At 43.0% G+C, this 24,530-nt stretch carries 24 protein-coding genes; all 24 read left to right on the top strand.

Annotated features, from left to right (window positions below; all coding sequences use genetic code 11):
- The 24 genes from fliQ to J7E35_RS03815 all read left to right on the top strand — a co-directional run bounded on the left by fliQ (position 1) and on the right by J7E35_RS03815 (position 24,023).
- On the top strand, positions 1–270 hold the full coding sequence (gene fliQ / locus J7E35_RS03930) for a flagellar biosynthesis protein FliQ (protein ID WP_214777712.1): 270 nt from the start codon (positions 1–3) through the stop codon (positions 268–270).
- 4 nt (positions 271–274) lie between these two features.
- The gene (gene fliR / locus J7E35_RS03925) at positions 275–1,051 is read left to right on the top strand and encodes a flagellar biosynthetic protein FliR (RefSeq protein ID WP_214777149.1); all 777 of its coding nucleotides are present in this window, start codon (positions 275–277) and stop codon (positions 1,049–1,051) included.
- Positions 1,052–2,137 (top strand): flagellar biosynthesis protein FlhB, encoded by a 1,086-nt coding sequence (gene flhB, locus J7E35_RS03920; protein WP_214777147.1) that lies wholly within the window; start codon positions 1,052–1,054, stop codon positions 2,135–2,137.
- 35 nt (positions 2,138–2,172) lie between these two features.
- On the top strand, positions 2,173–4,209 hold the full coding sequence (gene flhA, locus J7E35_RS03915) for a flagellar biosynthesis protein FlhA (RefSeq protein ID WP_214777145.1): 2,037 nt from the start codon (positions 2,173–2,175) through the stop codon (positions 4,207–4,209).
- On the top strand, positions 4,206–5,384 hold the full coding sequence (gene flhF, locus J7E35_RS03910; RefSeq protein ID WP_214777143.1) for a flagellar biosynthesis GTPase FlhF: 1,179 nt from the start codon (positions 4,206–4,208) through the stop codon (positions 5,382–5,384). Before flhA ends, flhF begins: the two co-directional genes overlap by 4 nt.
- A complete protein-coding gene (locus J7E35_RS03905; RefSeq protein ID WP_214777141.1) occupies positions 5,377–6,243 on the top strand; it encodes a MinD/ParA family protein in 867 nt (288 codons plus the stop codon). The genes flhF and J7E35_RS03905 overlap by 8 nt, the downstream gene beginning before the upstream one ends.
- A 7-nt stretch (positions 6,244–6,250) precedes the next feature.
- Positions 6,251–7,336, top strand: coding sequence for a protein-glutamate methylesterase/protein-glutamine glutaminase (locus J7E35_RS03900; protein WP_214777139.1), 1,086 nt, complete (start codon positions 6,251–6,253; stop codon positions 7,334–7,336).
- A 19-nt stretch (positions 7,337–7,355) separates the two neighbouring features.
- Positions 7,356–9,413, top strand: a complete 2,058-nt coding sequence (locus J7E35_RS03895; RefSeq protein ID WP_214777137.1) for a chemotaxis protein CheA — start codon at positions 7,356–7,358, stop codon at positions 9,411–9,413.
- Between the two features lie 45 nt (positions 9,414–9,458).
- Complete coding sequence (locus J7E35_RS03890; RefSeq protein ID WP_483297648.1) at positions 9,459–9,905, top strand: chemotaxis protein CheW; 447 nt, start codon at positions 9,459–9,461, stop codon at positions 9,903–9,905.
- A gap of 26 nt (positions 9,906–9,931) precedes the next feature.
- Positions 9,932–10,573, top strand: a complete 642-nt coding sequence (locus J7E35_RS03885; RefSeq protein WP_214777135.1) for a chemotaxis protein CheC — start codon at positions 9,932–9,934, stop codon at positions 10,571–10,573.
- Positions 10,566–11,063 carry a chemotaxis protein CheD gene (locus tag J7E35_RS03880; protein ID WP_214777134.1) on the top strand — a complete coding sequence of 166 codons (498 nt, stop codon included), beginning with the start codon at positions 10,566–10,568 and terminating at the stop codon, positions 11,061–11,063. Before J7E35_RS03885 ends, J7E35_RS03880 begins: the two co-directional genes overlap by 8 nt.
- Before the next feature lie 65 nt (positions 11,064–11,128).
- On the top strand, positions 11,129–11,890 hold the full coding sequence (locus J7E35_RS03875) for a FliA/WhiG family RNA polymerase sigma factor (RefSeq protein ID WP_214777132.1): 762 nt from the start codon (positions 11,129–11,131) through the stop codon (positions 11,888–11,890).
- Between the two features lie 19 nt (positions 11,891–11,909).
- Positions 11,910–13,292, top strand: coding sequence for a flagellar assembly protein A (locus J7E35_RS03870; RefSeq protein ID WP_214777130.1), 1,383 nt, complete (start codon positions 11,910–11,912; stop codon positions 13,290–13,292).
- Positions 13,293–13,296: 4 nt separating this feature from the next.
- Complete coding sequence (locus tag J7E35_RS03865; protein WP_214777128.1) at positions 13,297–13,608, top strand: hypothetical protein; 312 nt, start codon at positions 13,297–13,299, stop codon at positions 13,606–13,608.
- Positions 13,609–13,647: 39 nt separating this feature from the next.
- On the top strand, positions 13,648–14,187 hold the full coding sequence (locus tag J7E35_RS03860) for a hypothetical protein (RefSeq protein ID WP_214777126.1): 540 nt from the start codon (positions 13,648–13,650) through the stop codon (positions 14,185–14,187).
- 144 nt (positions 14,188–14,331) lie between these two features.
- Entirely contained in the window at positions 14,332–15,042 is a 711-nt protein-coding gene (rpsB, locus tag J7E35_RS03855) for a 30S ribosomal protein S2 (protein WP_041967225.1), read from the top strand.
- A 149-nt stretch (positions 15,043–15,191) separates the two neighbouring features.
- Positions 15,192–16,076: a translation elongation factor Ts gene (tsf, locus tag J7E35_RS03850; RefSeq protein ID WP_214777124.1), complete on the top strand. Its 885-nt coding sequence runs from the start codon at positions 15,192–15,194 to the stop codon at positions 16,074–16,076.
- A 126-nt stretch (positions 16,077–16,202) separates the two neighbouring features.
- On the top strand, positions 16,203–16,928 hold the full coding sequence (pyrH, locus tag J7E35_RS03845) for a UMP kinase (protein ID WP_214777123.1): 726 nt from the start codon (positions 16,203–16,205) through the stop codon (positions 16,926–16,928).
- Entirely contained in the window at positions 16,928–17,485 is a 558-nt protein-coding gene (gene frr / locus J7E35_RS03840; RefSeq protein ID WP_214777120.1) for a ribosome recycling factor, read from the top strand. Before pyrH ends, frr begins: the two co-directional genes overlap by 1 nt.
- A gap of 610 nt (positions 17,486–18,095) precedes the next feature.
- The gene (locus tag J7E35_RS03835) at positions 18,096–18,872 is read left to right on the top strand and encodes an undecaprenyl pyrophosphate synthase (RefSeq protein ID WP_214777118.1); all 777 of its coding nucleotides are present in this window, start codon (positions 18,096–18,098) and stop codon (positions 18,870–18,872) included.
- 19 nt (positions 18,873–18,891) lie between these two features.
- A complete protein-coding gene (locus J7E35_RS03830; RefSeq protein WP_214777115.1) occupies positions 18,892–19,680 on the top strand; it encodes a phosphatidate cytidylyltransferase in 789 nt (262 codons plus the stop codon).
- A gap of 96 nt (positions 19,681–19,776) precedes the next feature.
- The gene (gene dxr, locus J7E35_RS03825) at positions 19,777–20,919 is read left to right on the top strand and encodes a 1-deoxy-D-xylulose-5-phosphate reductoisomerase (protein ID WP_214777702.1); all 1,143 of its coding nucleotides are present in this window, start codon (positions 19,777–19,779) and stop codon (positions 20,917–20,919) included.
- A gap of 51 nt (positions 20,920–20,970) precedes the next feature.
- The gene (gene rseP, locus J7E35_RS03820; RefSeq protein ID WP_214777106.1) at positions 20,971–22,233 is read left to right on the top strand and encodes an RIP metalloprotease RseP; all 1,263 of its coding nucleotides are present in this window, start codon (positions 20,971–20,973) and stop codon (positions 22,231–22,233) included.
- A gap of 86 nt (positions 22,234–22,319) precedes the next feature.
- Positions 22,320–24,023, top strand: a complete 1,704-nt coding sequence (locus J7E35_RS03815) for a proline--tRNA ligase (protein ID WP_214777104.1) — start codon at positions 22,320–22,322, stop codon at positions 24,021–24,023.
- The last annotated feature ends 507 nt before the right edge of the window (positions 24,024–24,530 follow it).

Below are 24,530 nucleotides of genomic sequence, written 5' to 3'. Positions count from 1 at the left end.
ATGACATCAGAAGCGGTTATCTCGATAGCAGAACGAGGAATTTATACAGTTTTAATGATTTCAGGGCCACTGTTGATTTTAGCACTGGTAGTTGGTTTGATCGTCAGTATTTTCCAGGCAACTACGCAAATCCAGGAACAGACTCTGGCTTTCGTGCCAAAGATTGTGGCGGTGCTGGTCGGAGTCGTTTTCTTTGGTCCATGGATGCTAAGTTATATGCTGAGCTATGCGACGGAGATTTTTTCGAATCTTACTAGGTTTGTAGGCTGATGAAATGTTAGAGTTCATCCCAGCGTTTCCGGCATTCCTGCTGATTTTTGTAAGGGTGACATCCTTTTTCTTGATGATGCCTTTATTTTCATATCGGACGATTCCCGCGTCTCATAAAGTAGGGCTTGGATTCATGCTTTCTATCATAATGTTTACAGCAATAGGAGCCCCTGAAATCGCCATAGACAGCACGTACTTCCTGCTGGTCATCAAGGAGGCAATGGTTGGTTTATTCATAGGCTTCATTGCAGCATTGATGATGGCAGCCATCCAGATTGCCGGGGGATTTATTGATTTTCAGATGGGTTTTGCGATTGCGAATGTCATCGATCCCCAGACGGGGGCACAGAGTCCGCTGATGGGACAGTATTTATATACGATTGCTCTTTTGTTTTTACTGACAGTAAACGGCCATCACCTTTTGATGGATGGTATATTTTACAGTTATGATTTTATCCCCATCGATCAGGTGACCATACCGTTTGGGAATGAAAATATTGCGGAATTCATCATCCTCTCTTTCAATAAAATGTTCATAATCGCCTTCCAGATGTCCTTGCCGGTGGTCGGCAGCTTGTTCCTGGTTGATGTTGCCCTTGGGATTGTAGCAAGGACCGTCCCGCAATTGAATATTTTCGTTGTCGGGCTGCCAGTTAAAATCGGTGTCAGCTTCCTCGTACTTATTGCGGTTATGGGCGTGCTGATCATGGTTATAACAGATCTGTTTTCCACTACCCTTTTGACCATGAGGGGTTTGATGGAATTGATCGGAGGAGCTTAAATGGATTTTTTAAGGTTAGACCTGCAGTATTTTGCTGGTGAAAAAACAGAAAAAGCGACTCCCAAAAAGAGACAGGACGCGCGGAAAAAAGGACAGGTTGCCAAAAGCCAGGATGTCAATACTGCCATTGTCCTTCTTGCTGTGTTTTTGTTTTTGATGTTTTTTGGCAGTGTGATGATGGAGAGACTTATCGGGGTCCTTCGCCATTCCTTGCAAAACTATATGTTTATGGATTTGACTGCGAATAATATCGAATCTATTGTGATTGAAATATTGGCTGAATTGGTCTTCTTCCTGGGTCCTGTCATGATCGTTGCTTTGATCGCAGGGGTTGCTGCCAACTACATCCAAGTCGGTTATATGTTTTCTACTGAAGCAATCCAAATGAAACTTGAGAAAATCAATCCAATCAGCGGCTTCAAGAGGATTTTTTCAATGAGGGCAATCGTTGAATTGCTAAAATCGATCCTAAAAATCACCTTCGTAGGCGTGATCGCTTTCTCAGTCCTTTGGCTGCGATTGGACGAGGTACTTCTCCTCGCTAATAAGAGTGTTGGTGCTGCATTGGCAACCATTGCCGGGCTGACGCTGCAAATGGGCCTTTTTGCTTCCGGAGCATTGCTATTTTTATCATTATTGGATTATCTGTACCAAAAATATGATTATGAGAAAAGTATCCGCATGTCAAAACAAGACTTGAAAGATGAATATAAAAACATCGAAGGTGACCCTCTTATCAAGTCTAAGATTAAGCAGAAGCAAAGAGAGATGGCAATGCGGCGGATGATGCAAGAAGTTCCAAAAGCGGATGTGGTCATTACGAACCCGACACACTTCGCGATTGCATTAAAGTATGACGACCAGAAGGCTGATGCTCCGATCGTTGTGGCGAAGGGTGTCGACTTTGTCGCACAGAAGATTAAATTGATTGCCAAGGAAAATGAGATTATGTCTGTCGAGAACCGTCCGTTGGCGAGGGCGTTATACAGCCAGGCTGAGATCGGTGATGCCATCCCTGAGGAGTTTTTCAAAGCGGTGGCTGAAATCCTGGCCTATGTGTATCAAACAAAAAATAAAGTGCTGTAATTCTTCAGGTATGCAGTGTTTAGGAGAGAAGTAGTATGTCAGCAAGAGACCTGTCCGTCCTGCTTAGTGTCATCTTAATCGTAGCCATGTTGATCATTCCTTTTCCGCCATGGCTGTTAAGTGTCCTAATCATGGTAAACATCTCAATTGCACTTCTGGTGCTGTTGAACACAATGAATATGACTGAACCGCTCCAGTTTTCTGTTTTTCCTTCACTGCTGCTGTTGTTAACATTATTCAGGCTTGGTTTGAATGTTTCGACAACACGTTCCATCCTTTCAAAAGGTGAAGCTGGAGGGGTGGTTGAGACCTTCGGCACATTCGTTGTTGGGGGGAATGTTGTTGTCGGGATGGTAGTGTTCCTGATCTTGATCATCATCCAGTTCATAGTCATCACGAAAGGTTCCGAGCGTGTATCAGAGGTTGCAGCAAGGTTTACCCTTGACGCGATGCCTGGTAAGCAAATGAGTATTGATGCTGATTTGAATGCCGGGATGATTTCTGAACAGCAGGCACGTGAGCGACGTGAAAAGGTAAGCCGTGAAGCAGACTTTTACGGCGCAATGGACGGTGCGAGTAAATTCGTAAAAGGAGATGCGATAGCTGGAATCATCATCGTTCTGATCAACTTGATCTTCGGGATTGTCATCGGCATGACTCAATTAGGGTTAAGCGTTGGTGAATCAGCTGAAAAATTCTCACTATTGACAGTTGGAGATGGGATTGTCAGTCAAATCCCGGCACTTCTGATTTCGACAGCGACGGGTATCGTGGTCACTCGAGCTGCATCTGATGGGAACCTTGGAATTGACATTACTTCACAGCTGCTGGCTTATCCTAAAATGCTGTATGTCGGTGCAGGAACGATTTTCCTGCTTGGGCTGTTTACGCCCATCCACGATTTGCTGACAATTCCGATTGCGGCATTGATGGCATTCGGCGGCTACTCCTTCTCCCGTGTTCCTGAGCCAGATAAGCAGCAGCTGCAGGAAATGGAAGAAGACATACAGATGGACGAAATGAAGAGTCCTGAGAGTGTGGTTAATCTATTGAATGTTGATCCGATTGAGTTTGAGTTCGGATATGGTTTGATACCTCTGGCTGACGCTAACCAGGGAGGAGATCTCCTGGACCGGATTGTCATGATCAGAAGGCAGCTGGCCATTGAGCTGGGACTGGTCATTCCAGTAGTCAGAATCCGGGACAATATCCAGCTTCAGCCGAATGAATACAGACTGAAAATCAAAGGGAACGAAATGGCCAGGGGAGAATTGCTTCTCGATCATTATCTGGCAATGAGTCCAGGAATAGATGATGATTCTATTGAAGGCATCGATACAATCGAACCAAGTTTCGGGTTGCCTGCTAAATGGATCACGGAAGAAATGAAGGAGCAGGCAGAAATCTTTGGCTACACAGTAGTCGATCCGCCTTCAGTTGTTTCGACCCACATTACAGAAGTAATCAAGGCTAATGCACACGAGCTGCTGGGCAGACAGGAAACTAAACAGCTGATCGATCATCTTCGTGAAAGCTATCCGATCCTGGTTGAGGAAGCGACGCCGAATCCTTTATCAGTCGGGGAAATCCAAAAAGTGCTTGGCAAGCTTCTAAGAGAAAATGTATCAATCAGAAATTTGCCGATTATTTTCGAAACTCTTGCTGATTACGGTAAAGTGACGACAGATACGGATATCCTTGCTGAATATGTTCGCCAGGCGCTGGCAAGACAAATCACGAACCAGTATTCACGCAATGGGGAGACCCTGAAGGTGATTACTCTATCGGGAAGGGTAGAGAAGGTGATTGCGGAAGGTGTTCAGCAAACAGAGCACGGCAACTACCTGTCACTTGACCCGGCAGTTTCTCAGGGGATATTGGAATCGGTGGCAAACCAGGTAGAGCAATTGAGCATAATGGAACAAACACCGATTATACTTTGCTCACCTGCCGTAAGGATGTATGTGCGCCAGCTGACAGAAAGGTATTTCGCACAAATTCCCGTATTGTCGTATAACGAACTTGAAGCAAATGTTGAAGTCCAAAGTGTCGGGGTGGTGAATGTAGAATGAAAGTGAAAAAGTATACAGCTTCATCCATGCCTGAAGCAATGAAACTCGTCAGGGGGGAGCTGGGCAGTGAGGCAGTGATTCTTAATTCCCGTGTCGTCCAGACAGGAGGATTCATGGGCTTTTTTAAGAAAAATAGCATTGAGGTAATTGCTGCCATTGACCCAGACACTGACTTAAATTCAAAGGCAGCCAGTGTGGATCAACCAGGTAAATTTACTCGCCCTGTGATCATGAGAGAAGTACCTAAAAAGGATACACCAACTGTTCGAGTGAAACCTGTAACGGAAACACCGCAAAAAGCCGACAAGGATCTTTTGAAAGAAATTTCCCAGCTGAAGGAATTGCTAAAGGAATCAGGGAAAATCGAGGGAGTCTCTTTGCCCGAACCAATCAGCAGGCAAATCCAAATCCTGAGGGATATGGATATAAACCAAGAGATTATTGATGAATTGGCTGCAGTTCTTCTTGAAAAATGGTATCTCGGCGGAGCGGCTGCAAGTGAAGCAGAAATAACTGAATGGAGTGGGCTGGCAATTGAACAAAAGCTTTCTCCTCTTCCATTTGAAGGAATTTCTTTTAAAAGAAAATTTGTCAATGTCATTGGACCGACGGGCGTTGGAAAAACGACAACACTGGCGAAAATCGCTGCTGATTGTGTATTGAAGCACCAGAAGAAAGTTGCTTTTATCACCACAGACACCTATCGGATTGCTGCTATTGAGCAGTTGAAAACATATGCGAAAATTCTCAATGTCCCAATAGAAGTTTGCTACAACATGGATGATTTCAAGACTGCCACAGATAAATTCGCGGACTATGACCTTGTCTTCATCGATACAGCAGGACGTAATTTCAGGAATCAAAAGTATGTCAACGATTTAAAAGATGTCATCGATTTCGGAAGGGATATGGAGACTTATCTTGTCCTGGCATTGACGGCAAAACAAAAAGATATGGAAGAAATCCGGCAGCAATTTTCGCTGATCCATATTGATAAATTCATTTTCACAAAAATGGATGAAACTTCGGTATACGGTGCAATGCTCAATATGGCGTCAAAATTCTCAACTGGAATTGCCTATTTGACCAATGGACAAGATGTGCCAGATGACCTGATCGAGGCAAAGCCAAATATTATTGCAAATACTATTCTTGGAGTCAGCACCTATGAATGACCAGGCAGAAAAATTAAGAAACCGACTTAAAACGAACACTTTCGCCAAGGAAGCGAAAACACTCGCAGTGGTCAGCGGGAAAGGCGGAGTCGGGAAATCGAATTTCTCGCTCAACTTCTCGATTTCCCTCGCCAAAAAAGGCTATAAGGTCTTGCTGTTTGATCTGGATATCGGTATGGGGAATATCGAGATTTTGATGGGGAAAAGTTCTTCACTCTCCATTGCCGATTTTCTTTCAGGAAAATCATCGATGGAGGAGGTAATTTTTCAGGGACCATACGGTGTCGAGTATATCTCGGGCGGGACAGGCTTAAGCCAATTAGTCAGGATGGACCGTGCAGGCGTCGATTACTTCATCTCTAGTTTAAGTGAAGTTCTAAGAAAGTATGATTATCTTATTTTTGATATGGGAGCCGGCTTGAACGAGGAGACTTTATCAATCCTTCTGTCTGTTAACGAGATATTCGTAATCACTACGACAGAGCCTACCTCCCTGATGGATGCATACGCTACTATGAAATACATCCACCTTTCAGATTCAGAATTGCCTTTCTATTTGGTGGTCAACAGGGCTGGTTCTGTCAAAGAAGGGAATGATACGATGGCTAGACTGGACGATGTCCTTGGGAAATTTTTAGGAAGGACACCTATCAAGCTTGGAATGCTGCCGGATGATAAAACTGTCCAGGAAGCAGTAAAACGCCAGATTCCATTTACAATGTTCAATGAACGGTCACAAGCTTCTAAAGGAATGGCAGCGATAATCGAAAAATATATCAATAATGCGGGCTACAATGCCGAAAAGAGAGATAACAGGAGTTTTACAGCTAGATTGAAGCAATTCCTTTTCGAAAGGTAGTGGTCGAGTGGCAAAAACCAGAGTTCTCATCGTAGATGATTCAGCTTTCATGCGAAAGCTGATCAACGACTTTCTATCAGAACACCCGGAGATTGAGGTTATTGGCATGGCTCGTAATGGGGAGGATGCCATTAAGAAATGCCGGGAATTCCGACCTGATGTCATTACACTTGACGTCGAAATGCCGAAACTAAACGGTTTGGAAGTATTGAAGCTGATAATGAAGGAGCACCCTCTGCCGGTTGTTATGCTTTCTAGCACCACGAAAGAAGGCGCGGATACGACGCTGCAGGCGATTCAGGCGGGTGCTGTGGATTTTGTGGCCAAGCCGTCGGGATCCATTTCAATAGATTTACATAAAGTCAAAACAGAGTTAGTCCAAAAGGTGTTATCGGCAAGCAAAGCTAATATAGCAAAAATAAACTTCCTGGAAGATTCATATACTGTTGGAAAGAAATTGCAGAGTTCCATAGATTCAGAGATAAAGCCAGCGAGCAACGTAACAACCAGGGGATTTAACCAATCCAAAAAGATTGTCTGCATTGGAACTTCTACCGGGGGGCCAAGAGCATTACAACAAGTTATAACTTCATTGCCAATAGGCTTGGAGGTACCAATCCTTATCGTCCAGCACATGCCGCCCGGTTTTACCAAGTCCCTTGCCAATCGACTGGACTCCTTAAGCCAGATTAGAGTCAAGGAAGCGGAAGATGGCGAGCTTTTACAAAAAGGGACTGCATACATTGCTCCAGGCGGCTTTCACTTAAAGGTTAAGAGTTTAGGTTCATCGCTGGCAATCAGTCTTAGCCAATCACCGCCTCGAAATGGACATCGTCCTTCCGTTGATGTGATGTTCGAGTCTGTCAGTACCATCAAGAACTATTCTAAAATTGCTGTCATCATGACAGGAATGGGGGCAGATGGGTCCAAGGGACTGGTTGAAATGAAAAAGAACGGCATTGTAAAAGCGATCGCCGAATCCCAGGATACGTCAATTGTCTTCGGAATGCCAAAAGCAGCAATAGCAACGAATATGGTTGATGAGGTAGCGAATGTAGAAAACATCGCGCAATCGATCATGAATTATATATGAGGCCGGAGGTGCTGTGCACATGGAATTGAATCAATATCTTGAAGTCTTTATCGAAGAAAGTAAAGAACATTTACAGGCCTGTAATGAACAAGTATTGGAATTAGAGAAAAATCCCCAGGACTTATCAATCATTAATGAAATTTTCAGGTCAGCTCATACTCTTAAAGGGATGTCAGCGACAATGGGTTACGAGGATCTGGCAAGTCTTACACATCAAATGGAAAATGTACTTGATGCGATAAGGAATAACAGACTGACAACAACACCTGAAATAATTGATGTTATTTTCATGGCTGTTGATCACCTTGAGGACATGGTCCAGGCAATAGCGGCTGGAGGCGATGGTAAAAAGGACGTCACTGAAACAGTTGAAAAGTTGAAACTGATTGAAAAAGGGGAACCGCTGTCAGGTCCCGCTAATAAGGAAGTTGCCGCTGCAGCCGTTTTAGAAGCCAAGCAGCAATCTCACTATGATGAATTCGAACTGACTGTTTTAAAACAGTCCAAAGAACAAGGGTTCGGTGTTTATGAAATTGGGATCGCTTTACGGGAAGATTGCTTACTGAAAGCTGCACGAGTCTATATGGTTTTTGAGGTTTTGGAGAAAATTGGTGAAGTAATCAAAGCAAACCCTTCAGTAGAGCAGCTGGAGGAAGAACAATTTGACCATGAATTTTCGATTACTATTGTCTCCAAAGAGGATCCAGAGGATATAAAAGCCAAAATCATGAAGGTTTCTGAAGTTGTAAAAACCGATCTCAGATCATTAGACTTTGATGAAGATAGTAATGACTCAAAAGATGAAGTTTTGGCAATTGAAAATGTCCCTGAAGCAGCGGTTCCAACTTCTTCTGAGCAGACTCAATCCATTGGCTCTGAAGTGGTGCCGGCCAATGAGAAAAAGGGCAGTGCCAAACAGCCGGTGAGCAGCAGCAAAACCATAAGGGTGAATATTGAAAGACTTGATATCCTGATGAATTTATTTGAAGAGCTTGTAATCGACCGTGGCCGATTGGAGCAAATCTCCAAAGATCTGGATAATGGTGAACTTACTGAAACGGTCGAAAGGATGTCCAGGATATCCGGTGACTTGCAAAATATTATCCTTAATATGAGGATGGTTCAGGTAGAAACAGTATTCAACCGCTTCCCGAGAATGATTCGCCAGTTAGCGAGAGACTTAAATAAAAAGATCAACCTCGAAATCGTAGGTGCTGAAACAGAATTGGATCGCACAGTAATAGATGAAATTGGTGATCCGTTGGTGCATCTGTTGAGAAATTCAGTCGACCATGGAATTGAATCTCCTGAAGTACGCAGGGCAAAGGGCAAGAACGAAGAGGGTACGGTGGTGCTTCGCGCTTTCCACAGCGGCAATCATGTATTCATTGAAATTGAGGATGATGGTGCTGGAATCAACAGGGATAAAGTTTTACAGAAGGCAATCAGCAAGGGAATCATTACCGAACAATCTGCGGCTGGGTTTACTGATAAACAAGCATATGAACTAATCCTTTCATCGGGCTTCTCGACTGCTGAGAAGATTTCAGATATTTCAGGACGAGGCGTAGGGTTGGATGTGGTCAAAAATACGATAGAGTCTTTGGGAGGTTCAATCTCAATCGATTCTAAGGAAAATGAGGGAACAATTTTCTCCATCCAGCTTCCTTTGACATTATCAATCATATCTGTGATGTTAGTTGAAATCCAGAAAGAAAAATTCGCGATTCCTTTGTCATCAATCATTGAGACAGCCATAATCAAAGAAACTGATATTATGAATGCGCATAATCAAAAGGTGATTGATTTTAGAGGCAAGGTCGTACCATTACTGTTCTTAAAGGATATCTTCGAGGTACCGTCAGAACATAGTGAAGATCAATTCCACTCGGTCATCATCGTTCGAAAAGGAGATAAAATGGCTGGCTTGATTGTTGACTCATTCATTGGACAGCAAGAAGTAGTCCTTAAATCATTAGGAAATTATTTAACGAATGTTTTTGCGATCTCCGGAGCAACCATTCTTGGAGATGGACAGGTAGCATTGATTGTAGATTGCAATGCCTTAATTAAATAGATTCCTTGTTAATCGAATGACGATGATATTTTAGGAGTGATAAAAGTGGCTGAAAATTTGGTATCTGACTTAAAAGTAATCGTGTTCCAGCTGAATGATAAAGAATACGGTGTTCCTGTAAGCCAGGTAAAGTCGATTGAAAAGATTATGCATTTTACAAGGGTGCCTCATACGAATCCTTTTGTAAAAGGGGTAATGAACCTCCGGGGAGTAGTGACTCCGCTATTAGATTTGAGAGTCAGGTTTGGAATGGGAGAACAAGCATACACAGAAGGCACTCGTGTCATTATTGTTTCTATAGATGACAAAGAAGTTGGCTTGATTGTAGATGGAGCAAATGATGTCATAGATATCCCGACAAGCAAGATTGAACCTCCTCCTGAGGTCGTTGGTTTAGAGGCAGAAGGCTATATAGATGGAGTGGCCAACTTGGATAAGAGGTTATTGATTTTAATAGATTTGCACAAAATCCTTGAATCCCGTGAAGTATAAGCTTTGTAAGTGAAGGGAATAGAACTATGACTTTTCTAAAAAGCATTTCGGACGTCCACCTCGACATTTTAAAAGAGGTTGGAAATATTGGAGCAGGACATGCTGCAACGGCCTTATCAACATTATTGAATAAAAAAATTGATATGAAGGTACCCAGAGTCAGAGTCGTATCCTTTGATGAAGTGATGGAACTAGCCGGTGGTGCTGACAATGTCGTAGCGAGCGTATTTCTTCGAATAGAAGGCGATGCCCCGGGAAGCATGTTTTTTATCCTTCCGCTCCCACAGGCAGAGAAGTATATCGGCCAACTAATAAAAAAACAGTCATTTTCTTTTACAGAAGAACAGGATAATGAGCTGGCACTGTCTGCTCTCCAGGAACTAGGGAATATTTTATCAGGTTCATATCTTTCCTCACTATCAGATTTCACCAAGCTGAGCCTGTATCCATCAGTTCCGGCTTTAAGCATAGATATGGTAGGAGCAGTCATCAGCTTCGGACTATTGGAATTATCGCAGGTGAGCGATTATGCGATCGTGATCGATACAGCTTTGGATGAAGAAGATGCGCAGATGCCTGACAGTGTGAATGGACATTTCTTCCTGCTCCCGGACCCTGATTCATTCCATATCATCTTCTCTGCGCTAGGAGTAAGGCTTGATGCATAAAACAGCAGAAATCATCAAAGTTGGTATTGCTGATATGAACATTGTTAAAGTTCCCGATTTAATACGGACCACAGGCCTTGGCTCCTGTGTCGGCGTGGTTTTGTATGATCAGGCAAGAGAAGTTGCGGGCATGGCGCATATCATGCTGCCAGATTCGGCTTTGTCGCGGGCAGAGCCGCTGAATAAAGCAAAATTTGCTAATACTGCCATCAAGGAACTTTTAGATGGCCTGATGAGAGCAGGTGCCAGACCTCCGGGAATAAAGGCCAAGATTGCTGGAGGGGCACAAATGTTCCAGTTTTCTGGAAGCAGTGACATGATGAGAATTGGACCAAGAAATGTGGAAGCAGTTTTAAAGGAATTGAAGGAGCTCAGGGTTCCTGTTATAGCCCAGGATGTAGGCGGAAATAGCGGAAGGACAATCGAGTTTGATTCAAAAACCGGTTTGATGCAGATCAGGACTGTTAATAAAGGGAATAGTGAGATTTAATTCGTTGAATATGAATTATAAGCAGCTTCCAAGAATAATGCGTGATGCGCGTGAGGAGGATGACAATGGTACGAGGATCCACGTCGGAAGAACAGGTAACATGGGATAAATGGGTACAGTTCCGTGATCCGGATGCAGGTAATTTACTGATAAAAAAATATATGCCACTTGTTTCCTACCATGTGCAAAGAATCTCAGTGAGTCTTCCGAAAAGTGTGTCTAGAGATGATTTAAAAAGCCTTGGCATGATTGGTTTATATGATGCTCTGGAAAAATTCGATCCGAACAGGGATTTGAAATTTGATACATATTCTTCTTTCCGGATTCGCGGAGCAATATTGGATGGATTAAGAAAGGAAGACTGGCTGCCGAGAAGTACCAGGGAAAAAGCAAAAAAGATTGATGCAGCCATTGAGAGACTGGAGCAGCGATATATGCGCAATGCGACCATCGAAGAAATTGCCAGTGAACTGAACATGGATGAGACCGAGATTTACACCACAATAAATGAACATTTTTTTGCGAATGTTCTATCGATAGATGAGCATCCAATTGAAAATGATGAACGGGACAACCAATCATTCGTAATCAAGGATGAAAAAGCTGAAATCCCTGAAGATAAACTTTTAAAGTCTGAAATGCTGGAAGAGATAGCTGAAAAAGTCTCAAAATTAAATGACAAAGAACAACTCGTGTTGAGTTTGTTTTACAAAGAAGAATTAACGCTGACAGAGATTGGACAAGTCATGAATCTTTCAACCTCAAGGATCTCGCAGATTCATTCAAAAGCGATCTTTAAACTGAGAAAATGGCTAGAGACAGCTTAACAGAAGGCAGGAGATCAACTTGGCGACTGAGTATAAGGTAAGGTTATCCCAGGACAGGCTTACTGCTGAATTGATTCTGGATACCGAAAATAAAGAATTGGCTTTTTCCGTAGAGGAATTATTGGATATTTTAGAAGCTGAAAAGATCGTTTTTGGTGTCAAAAAGGATCTGTTAACGCAAATCTCAGAGAACCCTTATTCTTTTGACTATCCAGTCACCATTGCTGCTGGAGAGCCAAAAGTGGATGGTGCAGATGCGTATTTGCGTAACGAACTCCATTATAACAGTCGTCTTGACCATAAAGTTTTTAATTTTCGTTCCGTTATGCTTATTCCCTCAGTGAGAAAAGGTCAGTTGTTGGCTTCTGTGGTCCCGCCTATGAATGGAACCCAGGGGACAGATGTCACGGGGAGGATGATTCCGGCAAAGCCAGGACGTCCCATCCGGGTGAAGCCGGGAAATAATGTTATGTTTGAATCCGGGCAGTTCTTTGCAGTTTGCGATGGGCAAGTCAGCATTACTGATAAAGCAGTCTCAGTCAATCCAGTATTCGAGGTTAAGGGTGATCTGGATTTAAGGACAGGCAATATTGATTTTGTCGGAAATATCACCATTAGAGGGAATGTGCCAAGCGGGTATGAGTTGAAAGCCGGCGGAGATATTGTAGTGGAAGGTCTTGTTGAAGCAGCCAATCTCCAAGCGGAAGGCAATATCATAATTAAAGGCGGCGTGGCCGGTGCGATGAAGGGGAAGGTTAGAGCCGGAGGAAATCTACTGGCGAGTTATCTCAACCAGGCAAATGTTAAAGCGGGACAGGATATAATTGTAAGGTCATCCATACTGCACAGTAAACTGACTGCGTCAGGAAATGTAGATTGCCGTACAGGTACAATCATTGGGGGAACCATCTCTGCCGGTCGGAATATTTTCGTCAAGGAATTAGGTAATGAGCTTTTTACGAAAACAGAGTTAGCTGTAGGCTGGGATCCATTGCTTGAGCAAGCGGAAATTGAAACTCTTCAATTCATCGAAACAGCAAAAGAAAATATTAGAAAACTTACAGAAATCGAAGTGAAGCTGGCCGGAATTGGCAACCGGGCAGGTGGTCTTAAAGCAGAACAGCAGCAAATGATTTCGAAGCAGCGCAATACCAGGCAGAATGTTGAAACTGGTTTAGCGGAATTGGTGGCTGAACTTGAGTTTCTAAAAATGGAAAAGCAGGACAGATTGTACTCATCCTTGTTTGTATTAGAAAGAGTATTCCCAAATACGAAGGTGTTTTTCGGGAAGTATGCGATCCTGACAAACCAGCTTTATAAGAAAGTTAGCTTTCATCTGGAAAATAGCGAGATTTCGATTCACCCGATAGTAGAGAAAGAAAGTCCAATAGTCAGGAAGTGACATGATGAGCCTCAAAGCAATCGAAATGCAGATTGCACTTCCTAGGACACATGATGCCGGCAAGATTCAGGAACAACTTCAGCAGCGAGGACAGCATCTTCAGGAGCATGCGGCACAAAGTGTGACAAAGGAAGATGACTTAAAGCGTAAGACCGTAATTAAAAATAATCAAAAGCAAGAAGCCCGCCTGAATCAGGATGGCAGCCCATCAGGCAAGCAGCAGCATAATAGCCGGCGAGATCAAAAGAACAAGAATGATCAACCCGAACAGCCACACCACCCATATAAAGGGAAGGTGATTGATTACAGCGGATAGAGGGATGTTATGACCACTTTTCTACTACTCTTAAGCCTCATGTTAAACGGCGCAGCAATCTTCGCAATCATCCTATTATATTTACGGCAAAATCGGCTCGCAGAAGCAGAGAAAAAGCAGGGGAAAATCATCAAGGAGATTGAAGAGGTGTTTTCAGCTTACCTTTTTGAATTGAAAGAAGAAAATGATAAATTTCTTGAATTGATGACTGCAACAAACATTCAGAAGCAGTCTGGCGGTAAAAAGGCTGCCCCGATTGAAGCGACAGAAGAAAAGCCGGATACAGGTGCTGATGAAGCAAGCAAGGAAACGCACCAGCGTCTTGGCAAAGGAATTTCCTACCATGCTGCCAGGAAGGCATACCAGCAGAATCATGAACCAGTTCCAACTGTTTCAAATGATAAAATTTATATGGAATTTCCCGAAGATCATAGTGAATCCAAACAATTAAGCTTTGTTGATCAGGTTGTGAACATGAAAAAACAGGGATTGACGATTGAGGAAATTGCCAGGGATTTGGATAAAGGGAAAACCGAAATAGAACTTTTGCTTAAATTTCGGCAAAATACGCAAGAATAACTTGAATGTCCGTTTTATTTATGCTATATTATCTCATGGTGTTAATACACACGTTCATTGATTCGGTCAGATGGTGCTGTTTCGGCAGTTCCTGGCTGAAGATGATTTGGACGGAGGAAATCAAAACCATTAGGAGGAAACACAATGTCAGTAATTTCTATGAAGCAACTGCTTGAAGCTGGTGTACACTTCGGTCACCAGACTCGCCGTTGGAACCCTAAGATGAAGAAGTATATCTTCACTGAGCGTAACGGCATCTACATCATCGACCTTCAAAAGACTGTTAAGAAGGTTGAAGAAGCATACAACTACGTGAAGGAGCTTGCTGGTAACGGCGGTACTGTTCTTTTCGTAGGTACTAAGAAACAAGCTCAAGATTCTGTTAAAGAAGAAGCAGCTCGTTCTGGTATGTACTATGTTAACCAACGCTGGTTGGGTGGTACTCTAACTAACTTCGAAACAATCCAAAAGCGTATCTCACGTCTTAAGAACATCGAAAGAATGTCTGAAGACGGAACTTTTGAAGTGCTTCCTAAGAAAGAAGTAGTTCAATTGAAGAAAGAGCAAGAGCGTTTAGAAAAGTTCTTGGGCGGAATCAAGGATATGAAGGGCCTTCCAGATGCTCTTTTCATCATTGACCCACGCAAAGAGCGCATCGCTGTTGCTGAAGCACGCAAATTGAACATTCCTATCGTGGGAATTGTTGATACAAACTGTGATCCGGACGAAATCGACGTAGTTATTCCTGCGAACGATGACGCGATCCGCGCTGTTAAATTGCTGACTTCTAAAATGGCTGACGCTATTATCGAAGCTAAGCAAGGCGAAGAAACTACAGAAGCTGTAGAAGCTTAATTTAAAATAAGGTGATATAGGGAAGCACCCTTTATCACCTTTTTTTAAGACTTATATTCCATATAACTTCCATTGGGGTTTATATTGGCGAAATCAAGTTAAAATAAAGTATAGTTACATATAACCGAGATTTTAGGAGGAATTTCATTATGGCAATTACTGCACAAATGGTTAAAGAATTGCGCGAAAAAACTGGCGCAGGTATGATGGACTGCAAAAAAGCTCTTCAGGAAACAAATGGTGATATGGACCAGGCGATCGATTTCCTTCGTGAAAAAGGTATTGCTAAAGCTGCCAAGAAAGCTGACCGCATCGCTGCAGAAGGTACTACTTACATCCTTGCAGAAGGAAATGAAGCTGTTATTCTTGAAGTGAACTCTGAAACGGATTTCGTAGCAAAGAACGAAGGCTTCCAGGTTCTAGTTAAGGAAATCGCTGAGCACCTTCTTAAGAACAAGCCTGCTTCTGCTGAAGAAGCTAACGCTCAAACTATGGAAAATGGCGATACAGTTGAAACTCGCATCAACAATGCAATCGCTAAAATCGGTGAGAAGCTTTCACTTCGCCGCTTTGAAGTGAAAACTAAGACTGATAACGATGCATTCGGTGCATACCTTCACATGGGCGGACGCATTGGCGTACTATCCGTTCTTGAAGGAACTACAGACGAAGCAGCTGCTAAAGATGTTTCCATGCACATCGCTGCATTGAACCCTAAATATGTTTCTCGTGATGAAGTTTCCCAGGAAGAAGTTGAACACGAGCGCCAAATCCTTACACAACAAGCTCTTAACGAAGGCAAGCCAGAGAATATCGTTGCGAAAATGGTTGAAGGCCGCCTGAGCAAATATTTCGAAGATGTTTGTGTACTTGACCAGCCATTCGTTAAGAATCCTGACCAAAAAGTACGCCAGTTTGTTGAATCAAAAGGCGCAACACTTCGTGAGTTCACTCGTTATGAAGTAGGCGAAGGAATCGAAAAGCGTGAAGATAACTTTGCTGAAGAAGTAATGAACCAAGTAAACAAGAAATAATTTTTACTAGCCTATGTAATTGCAGGGAACACTCCAGTGTTCCCTGTTTTTGGACATAGCTTTAATTAGGCTTTTTCGTCAGCATCTTTGCTGCAGAAAGCCTGAAATTACATATGGAGGTACCCTATGACGAGCCCTAAATACAAAAGAGTTGTTTTAAAGTTAAGTGGAGAAGCATTAGCCGGAGAACAAGGATTCGGCATCAATCCGTCGGTAATTAAAAATGTTGCAGACCAGGTGAAGGAGATTGCGGAACTGGATGTTGAGGTCGCTGTTGTAGTAGGCGGAGGAAACATCTGGAGAGGCAAAATCGGTGAAGAAATGGGCATGGACAGAGCGACGGCAGACTATATGGGCATGCTCGCTACCGTCATGAATTCCCTGTCATTGCAAGACAGCCTGGAGCAAGCGGGAATAGAGACAAGGGTTCAAACTTCCATTGAAATGCGTCAGGTAGCAGAGCCGTACATAAGAAGAAGGGCAATAAGGCACCTGGAGAAAAAGCGCGTGGTCATTTTTGCAGCTGGAACAGGAAATCCGTACTTCTCAACGGATACTACAGCTGCATTGCGCGCTGCTGAGATCGAAGCAGATGTAATCCTTATGGCTAAGAATAACGTTGATGGCGTGTACTCAGCTGATCCGCGTATTGACAAAAATGCTACTAAGTATGAAGAGCTCTCATACCTGGATGTGCTTAAGGAAGGTCTTGCTGTCATGGATTCAACGGCTTCATCCTTGTGTATGGACAATGATATCCCGTTAATTGTATTCTCTATTATGGAAAAAGGTAATATTAAACGAGCAGTAATGGGTGAAACAATCGGAACAACCGTGAGGGGGAAAAACTAATGCCAAAACAAGCAATTGCCAATTTGAAAGAAAGAATGTCTAAAGCGATCCAAGCTTATTCTCGCGAACTTGCCAGCATTCGTGCAGGGAGAGCAAGTGCCTCTCTTCTAGACAGAGTACAGGTGGAATACTATGGGGCTCCAACTCCAGTCAATCAACTTGCTGGCATTTCTGTACCGGAAGCTCGTCTTTTGGTCATCCAGCCTTATGATAAGTCAATCCTTGGTGAGATTGAAAAAGCAATCCTGAAGTCTGATCTTGGCCTGAATCCTGCAAATGATGGATCAATCATCAGGATCGCGATTCCTCAACTGACTGAGGAACGACGCAAGGAACTTGCAAAACAAGTTAAAAAGGAAGCAGAAGAAGCGAAAATCGCTATCCGCAATATCCGTCGTGATGGAAATGAAGATCTGAAAAAGCTTGAGAAAAACGGCGAAATCACAGAGGATGACCTTCGTGGATATTCTGACGATATTCAAAAGCTGACAGACGAACACATTGCAAAAATCGATCAGATTACAAAAGACAAAGAAAAAGAAATTATGGAAGTGTAATCACTGCTTTCGTAGTCAACATCGAAAACCCTCTGTTTTCCAGGGGGTTTTTTCTCTATACATATACCGCTTGAAGGAAAAGATTCTTTTCTCAAACTTTGTTGCAATTGACGACAAAATAGGATTGAATGACCTGTGTTTCTTCACAAAATTAAAGTTTATTATGAGAAAAGAGCTTGCACACTAAATACCGATTTAAAAATGGCTTTTTATCACGTTAAAATTGGCTTTAGGATTTCAACAATCTTTACGAAAACAGCCAAGATTTAAAAACAATGAGTTTACGAAAACAGCCTGGATGATAGAATATAATAATATTGGCTGCTGTATTCTGTTTTTCTTCATAAGAACATATTCTGTATATAAGGCTCCTTTTGTATAAGGGCAGGCTGGATTTAAAGAATATTAATGTGAGACCATCCGTTTATAGAGATATCTTTTTTCTTTTTTGGTATGATAGTGGCATATGGAATTGAAGAAGAGAGAAAAAAGAATTACTCTATCGCTTTTAATGAGCAGTCCAGCTTCAGCACCAAATCGATCCCTGGTATAGTCTTAGGGATGAAAGACTCATTGGAGCTAAAGATAATCTTTTGGGGGAGCTGTCACAATGTTAAATAAAATGAATCCGTGGAAGAAGGATCAAAATCCTGCCGGTTTCCGAGATCGTGTACTTCATATTAAAGAACATGAAGTCCCCTCTCATGTTGCCATCATTATGGATGGTAACGGACGCTGGGCTAAAAAGCGTGCTTTGCCCCGGGTTGCTGGCCATCATGAAGGCATGAAGGTTGTCCGTAAAATAACCAAGCTGGCCAATGAGCTTGGTGTCAAGACGCTAACTGTTTATGCTTTCTCTACTGAAAACTGGAAAAGACCGAAAATGGAAGTGGATTTCCTGATGAAGTTGCCCGAAGAGTTTCTTGGCACCTTCCTTCCAGAATTAATTGAAGAAAATGTTCGTGTAGAAATGATTGGTTATATGGATAAGCTTCCTGAGCATACCAAAAGGGCTGTAGGGAAAGCGATGGAAGACACGAAGGATAACACCGGTCTTGTCTTGAACTTTGCCCTCAACTATGGAAGCCGTGGAGAAATCATTGACAGTGTCAAAAGAGTCATAGATGATGTGAAAAATGGTAAAATGGCTGAAAGTGAGTTGACGGAAGAAGTCTTTTCATCTTACTTGATGACTAAGGATTTGGATGATCCCGACTTGTTAATCAGGACTAGTGGAGAAATCCGCTTGAGCAATTTTATGCTTTGGCAGCTTGCATACACGGAGTTCTGGTTTACTGATGTTCTGTGGCCGGACTTTGATGAAGAACACTTTGTCGAAGCAATTGAAGCATTCCAGGGCCGGCAGCGGCGTTTTGGAGGAGTATAAAAAAGGTGTGAATAAATAGATGAAGCAAAGAATCATTACAGCAGTCATAGCAGCAGCTGTTTTTCTTCCAATCGTAATTTTTGGAGGCTGGCCATTTATTGCAATGGTTTACCTAATAGCATCCATTGCATTATATGAAGCATTGAAGATGAAGAATTTAAAGCTTTTCTCGGTTCCGGGCATTTTATCATTGTTGTTATTGTGGATTTTCCTGATACCTGAACAATATAGCGTTCTTCTTGATAAATTAGATTATACAAAACTGGAGCTTTTCTTTCTTGGAGTGCTTTTATATCTTACTTATACTGTCATAACTAAAAATCGCTTCACTTTTGAAGATGTTGCTTTTTCAATCATGTCAATACTCTATGTCGGGATCGGCTTTTATTTCTTCATTGAAACTAGAGAAGAAAGCCTGATCTATGTGTTTTATTCACTATTCATTATCTGGGCTACCGATTCAGGAGCCTATTTTATCGGACGGGCAATTGGCAAACATAAACTGTGGCCCGAAATCAGCCCGAACAAGACCACAGAAGGCTTTTTTGGCGGTGTAGTATCTGCACTCGCAGTTGCTGCCTTGTTCAGTATGTTCGGGGATATGAAAGTTCCGACTGTCATCCTGCTTATGGCGACAGCATTTTTGTCAGTGTTCGGCCAAATTGGAGACCTTGTTGAGTCAGCACTGAAGAGACATTACAATGTTAAGGACTCAGGCAACATACTTCCAGGACATGGAGGCATGCTTGACCGCTTCGACAGCTTGTTGTTTGTCTGGCCGTTAATCAACCTGTTCCATTTGTTATAATGTCTTGATTTCATCGCAAAAAAAGAGAAGAAATGAATGAATTCGATAATACCGGGTGTGTACCGTTTCCCGTTGGAGATATTAGGAGTGAAATTAGTGAAAAGAATCAGCTTGTTGGGAGCAACAGGATCGATTGGAATCCAGACGCTCGATGTAATCAGGGAGCATCCCGAAGAGTTCAAGCTAGTATCGATGTCTGCTGGAAGAAACATAGAGCTTACCAGGAAAATCATAATTGAGTTCCTGCCAGAACTTGTTTCTGTTCAGGAGAAAGACGATGCTGAACGGTTAAAATCAGAATTCCCGCAGGTGAGGGTTATATTTGGACAAGAAGGCCTAGTGGAAGCTGCTGTTTTTCAAAAGGCGGATATACTTGTCAATGCTGTACTTGGAAGTGTTGGTTTAGGGCCGACATTGGAGGCGATCAGATCAGGCAAGACGATCGCAATCGCGAATAAGGAAACGCTTGTGACTGCTGGACATATCGTGATGGATGCGGCAAGGCGGCATAATGTATCCATCCTCCCTGTAGACAGTGAGCATTCTGCCATTTTTCAGGCATTACAAGGTGAAAGAGAAAGGAATATTGAGAGACTGATCCTTACAGCATCGGGAGGCAGCTTCAGAGATCGGAAGAGGGAAGAGCTGCTAGGTGTAACAAAAGCAGATGCCTTGAACCATCCAAACTGGTCGATGGGAGCAAAAATCACGATTGACTCCGCCACGATGATGAATAAGGGTCTGGAAGTCATCGAAGCTCATTGGCTTTTCTCTCTTCCGTATGACGATATATCGGTACTCCTCCATCGAGAGAGCATCATCCATTCGATGGTCGAGTTCCATGACACAAGTATTATGGCCCAGCTCGGCACACCTGATATGAAAGTGCCCATTCAATACGCTCTTACATATCCAGACAGACTGCCACTGGTTACAGGGAAAAGGCTGAACCTTGCGGAAATTGGCCAGCTCCACTTTTCGGAAATGGACTTTGACCGGTTCCGCTGCCTGAAGTTTGCTTATGATGCCGGACGGGCGGGAGGCACTTTGCCTGCAGTTATGAATGCTGCTAATGAAGCAGCAGTAGCTGCCTTTTTGGACGACAGAATCACATTCCTTCAAATTGAAGACTTGATAGAGAGAGCAATGGAAAACCATAACATCATAGAAAAACCGGACCTTGAATCAATTCAAGAGGTTGACAAAGAGACTAGAAGGTATGTAAAGTCACTACTATAAATTTTAGTCTCAATAGTGGATTCTTATCCTATTAAAAGGTGGTTAGAAAATTTGAATACAGTTATTGCCTTTATCGTCATTTTTGGCGCCCTCGTGTTCTTCCATGAACTTGGGCACTTGATTTTCGCCAAACGTGCAGGGATCCTCTGCCGTGAATTTGCAATTGGATTCGGTCCTAAGGTCTTTTCTTTTAAGAAAAATGAAACGACTTATACGATCCGCCTTCTTCCTATCGGAGGGTTTGTCAGAATGGCTGGCGAAGATCCGGAAATGATTGAGATCAAGCCAGGGCATAGAGTAGGTTTACTCTTTAACAAGAGTGAAGAAGTTCAGAAAATCATTCTAAATAACAAGGAAAAGTATCCCGACGCACGAATTATCGAAGTGGAAAAAGCCGATATCGAACGCGAGCTTTTCATTAAAGGGTATGAAGAAGGAGAGGATGACAGCCAGCTGACATCTTTCCCAATAAGTAAAACAGCCGTTCTTGTCGAGAATGGAGTGGAAACGCAAATTGCTCCATTTGACAGGCAGTTCGGTTCGAAAACGCTTGGACAGAGAACAATGGCTATCTTCGCTGGACCTATGATGAATTTTATCCTGGCGATGGTTATTTTCATCATCCTTGCCATTTTTCAGGGAATCCCGTCAAATGAACCTGTTTTAGGCAAGCTGACCCCGGATGGAAGTGCCCTTAAGGCAGGGCTGCAGGAAGGGGACGTCGTAAACAGTATTGAGGGTTCTGAAGTATCAAGCTGGCAGGATGTTGTTGAAATTATCCGCAAGAATCCAGGGAATGAACTCGATTTCTCGGTCGTTCGTGAAGGACAGAGTATCGAGCTGCCTGTAACACCAGAAGTAAAGGATATTGAGGGTGAAAAAATTGGATTGATTGGCGTCTACAGCCCGGTAGAAAAATCGCCATTGAAATCGATATCCTATGGTGTGAAGGAAACATACTTCTGGACAAAAGAGATTTTTTCCATGCTTGGAAAACTGCTGACTGGCCAATTTTCGATTGACGCCTTATCCGGACCTGTGGGCATTTATGTCTCTACTGATACGGTTGCAAAGTCCGGAATCTTCTATCTAATGAAATGGGCTGCAATCCTAAGCATCAACCTGGGAATCATGAACCTTCTCCCATTCCCGGCACTCGACGGGGGCAGGCTGACCTTCTTTGCGGTTGAAGCGCTGAGAGGAAAACCAATCGACAAGCAAAAAGAGGGTATGGTCCACTTCATCGGCTTCGCATTGTTGATGCTGCTGATGCTGGTGGTCACCTGGAATGATATTCAAAGGTTCTTCCTGTAAGTCAATACATTTTACTTCCTGCCTAGGCCGCACCGGGCAGGAACATTTTTTCAAAAACATGAACTAATCCTAATGAGGTGTTAATAATGAAGCAAAGTATGTCGCTTATTCCTACTTTAAGAGAAGTACCATCAGATGCAGAAGTCAAAAGTCATCAGCTATTGCTCAGGGCTGGATTCATCCGTCAAAACGCAAGCGGTGTTTATACATACATGCCTCTAGGGCGCAAGGTCCTTCAAAAAGTCGAGGCAATCATCAGGGAAGAGATGAATAATGCTGGTGCAGCTGAATTATTCATGCCAGCTCTGCAGCAGGCTGAACTATGGCAGGAATCAGGCCGCTGGTATTCCTATGGCCCAGAACTGATGAGGCTTAGGGATCGGCATGACCGCGAGTTCGCTCTTGGCGCGACACATGAAGAAGTCATCACAAGCGTTGTCCGTGACGAAGTAAAATCTTATAAACGCCTTCCACTGACACTTTACCAAATCCAGACAAAATACCGTGACGAAAAACGTCCAAGATTCGGCCTTCTGCGCGGCCGTGAATTTATCATGAAGGATGCCTATTCCTTCCATGCTACACAAGAGAGCCTTGATGAGGTTTATGAGCGTATCTTCCAGGCGTATTCGAATGTATTCAGACGCTGTGGCTTGAACTTCCGTGCTGTTATTGCTGATTCAGGAGCAATGGGAGGAAAGGATACACATGAATTCATGGTCCTTTCTGATATCGGGGAAGATACAATTGCCTATTCCGATACATCTGAATATGCGGCTAATATCGAAATGGCGCCAGTAACGGCCGTTTATGAGAAGAGCAGTGAACCTGCTGGGGAATTAGAAAAAGTGCACACAGAAAACAAGAAGACAATTGATGAAGTTTCTTCCTTCCTTGATGTTGAAGAACAAGATTGCATCAAGTCTTTGCTTTTCAAAGTGGACGATCGCTATGTGCTTGTTTTAGTCCGTGGTGACCATGATGTGAACGATATTAAGTTGAAAAATTACTTTGAAGCTTCAAATGTCGAACTGGCCGATGCAGCAACAACCAAAGAGGTTCTTGGTTGCTCGGTTGGCTCACTTGGACCGGTAGGAATAGACAGTGTAGAGGTAATTGCCGATAATGCCGTGCAGGCGATCGTCAATGGAGTCTGCGGAGCAAATGAAGAAGATTATCATTTTACAAATGTCAATCCTGAACGTGATTTCAAGGTTGCAGCCTTTACCGACCTGCGCTTCATCAAAGAAGGGGATCCTTCTCCAGATGGACAGGGAACAATCGTCTTCGCAAAAGGCATTGAAGTCGGACATGTATTCAAGCTTGGCACCAGATACAGTGAAGCAATGAATGCTGAGATCCTTGATGAGAATGGAAGAACAAAGCCAATGATCATGGGGTGTTACGGAATCGGCGTTTCCCGTACGATGGCCGCAGTCGCAGAACAATTCAATGATGAAAACGGCCTGGTTTGGCCAACCAATATTTCACCATTCGATGTCCATCTCATTGCAGTGAACATGAAGGACAGCGCCCAGGCAGAATTGGCTCAAGAGCTATACTCAAGCCTGCAGGCAGCAGGAATGGAGGTACTCCTTGATGATCGCCAGGAAAGGCCTGGAGTGAAATTCGCAGACTCTGATTTGATTGGGTTGCCAGTAAGAGTTACAGTCGGCAAGAAAGCCGGCGAAGGAATCGTCGAAGTGAAAATCCGTAAAAACGGCGAAATGCAGGAAGTGCAAAAAGATGATTTGGCAGGTGTCTTGAAAAATATTTTGCAAGAACTATAATCTGTTTGGCGGATCCTACTTCAGGGTCCGCTTTTTTTTATTTGCTCCTCGATTTAGATATATACAAAGTGAATATTTTTCCAGAAATCGGAAGACGGCACGATTATTGTCTCGTTTGGATTGATTATGACTGTTTTTTAGGAGATTAATGCAGACTTTCAGGCAAATCCAGGGTTGTTTCGGGAGATTATCAACCACTATTAAGAGAATAATTTTTCCAGTCCGTATAGTGCGCCTGATTATAACGAATTTTCCAGCAAACGCACCCTTATAGAGTACATTTAGGGTCAAACCACACCCTTATGCAGACTCGTCATCCGACTTAAGGGTATTTTTAGGGCTAAACTGATCCCTATGCACCCTCTTCACTCCATGTAAGTGTACTTTTAGGGTCAAATCACACCCTCATGCAGAGATACCTCTTCCTAATAGGGTACATTTAAGGTCTAATACTCACCTTTAAGCCACAACTTCACTTCCCATAACGGTACACATCGGCACAATCTG

Source organism: Bacillus sp. ISL-45 (genome assembly GCF_018613195.1).
GTDB lineage: Bacteria > Bacillota > Bacilli > Bacillales > Cytobacillaceae > Mesobacillus.
This window is presented reverse-complemented; position numbering and strand designations above follow the sequence as displayed.

Bases quoted from the DNA above. Each gene is read 5' to 3' on its own strand.
- fliQ (WP_214777712.1), top strand. From the start codon at position 1: ATGACATCAGAAGCGGTTATCTCGATAGCAGAACGAGGAATTTATACA.
- fliR (WP_214777149.1), top strand. From the start codon at position 275: ATGTTAGAGTTCATCCCAGCGTTTCCGGCATTCCTGCTGATTTTTGTA.
- flhB (WP_214777147.1), top strand. From the start codon at position 1,052: ATGGATTTTTTAAGGTTAGACCTGCAGTATTTTGCTGGTGAAAAAACA.
- flhA (WP_214777145.1), top strand. From the start codon at position 2,173: ATGTCAGCAAGAGACCTGTCCGTCCTGCTTAGTGTCATCTTAATCGTA.
- flhF (WP_214777143.1), top strand. From the start codon at position 4,206: ATGAAAGTGAAAAAGTATACAGCTTCATCCATGCCTGAAGCAATGAAA.
- J7E35_RS03905 (WP_214777141.1), top strand. From the start codon at position 5,377: ATGAATGACCAGGCAGAAAAATTAAGAAACCGACTTAAAACGAACACT.
- J7E35_RS03895 (WP_214777137.1), top strand. From the start codon at position 7,356: ATGGAATTGAATCAATATCTTGAAGTCTTTATCGAAGAAAGTAAAGAA.
- J7E35_RS03885 (WP_214777135.1), top strand. From the start codon at position 9,932: ATGACTTTTCTAAAAAGCATTTCGGACGTCCACCTCGACATTTTAAAA.
- J7E35_RS03880 (WP_214777134.1), top strand. From the start codon at position 10,566: ATGCATAAAACAGCAGAAATCATCAAAGTTGGTATTGCTGATATGAAC.
- J7E35_RS03875 (WP_214777132.1), top strand. From the start codon at position 11,129: ATGGTACGAGGATCCACGTCGGAAGAACAGGTAACATGGGATAAATGG.
- J7E35_RS03865 (WP_214777128.1), top strand. From the start codon at position 13,297: ATGAGCCTCAAAGCAATCGAAATGCAGATTGCACTTCCTAGGACACAT.
- J7E35_RS03860 (WP_214777126.1), top strand. From the start codon at position 13,648: ATGTTAAACGGCGCAGCAATCTTCGCAATCATCCTATTATATTTACGG.
- rpsB (WP_041967225.1), top strand. From the start codon at position 14,332: ATGTCAGTAATTTCTATGAAGCAACTGCTTGAAGCTGGTGTACACTTC.
- tsf (WP_214777124.1), top strand. From the start codon at position 15,192: ATGGCAATTACTGCACAAATGGTTAAAGAATTGCGCGAAAAAACTGGC.
- pyrH (WP_214777123.1), top strand. From the start codon at position 16,203: ATGACGAGCCCTAAATACAAAAGAGTTGTTTTAAAGTTAAGTGGAGAA.
- frr (WP_214777120.1), top strand. From the start codon at position 16,928: ATGCCAAAACAAGCAATTGCCAATTTGAAAGAAAGAATGTCTAAAGCG.
- J7E35_RS03835 (WP_214777118.1), top strand. From the start codon at position 18,096: ATGTTAAATAAAATGAATCCGTGGAAGAAGGATCAAAATCCTGCCGGT.
- J7E35_RS03830 (WP_214777115.1), top strand. From the start codon at position 18,892: ATGAAGCAAAGAATCATTACAGCAGTCATAGCAGCAGCTGTTTTTCTT.
- J7E35_RS03815 (WP_214777104.1), top strand. From the start codon at position 22,320: ATGAAGCAAAGTATGTCGCTTATTCCTACTTTAAGAGAAGTACCATCA.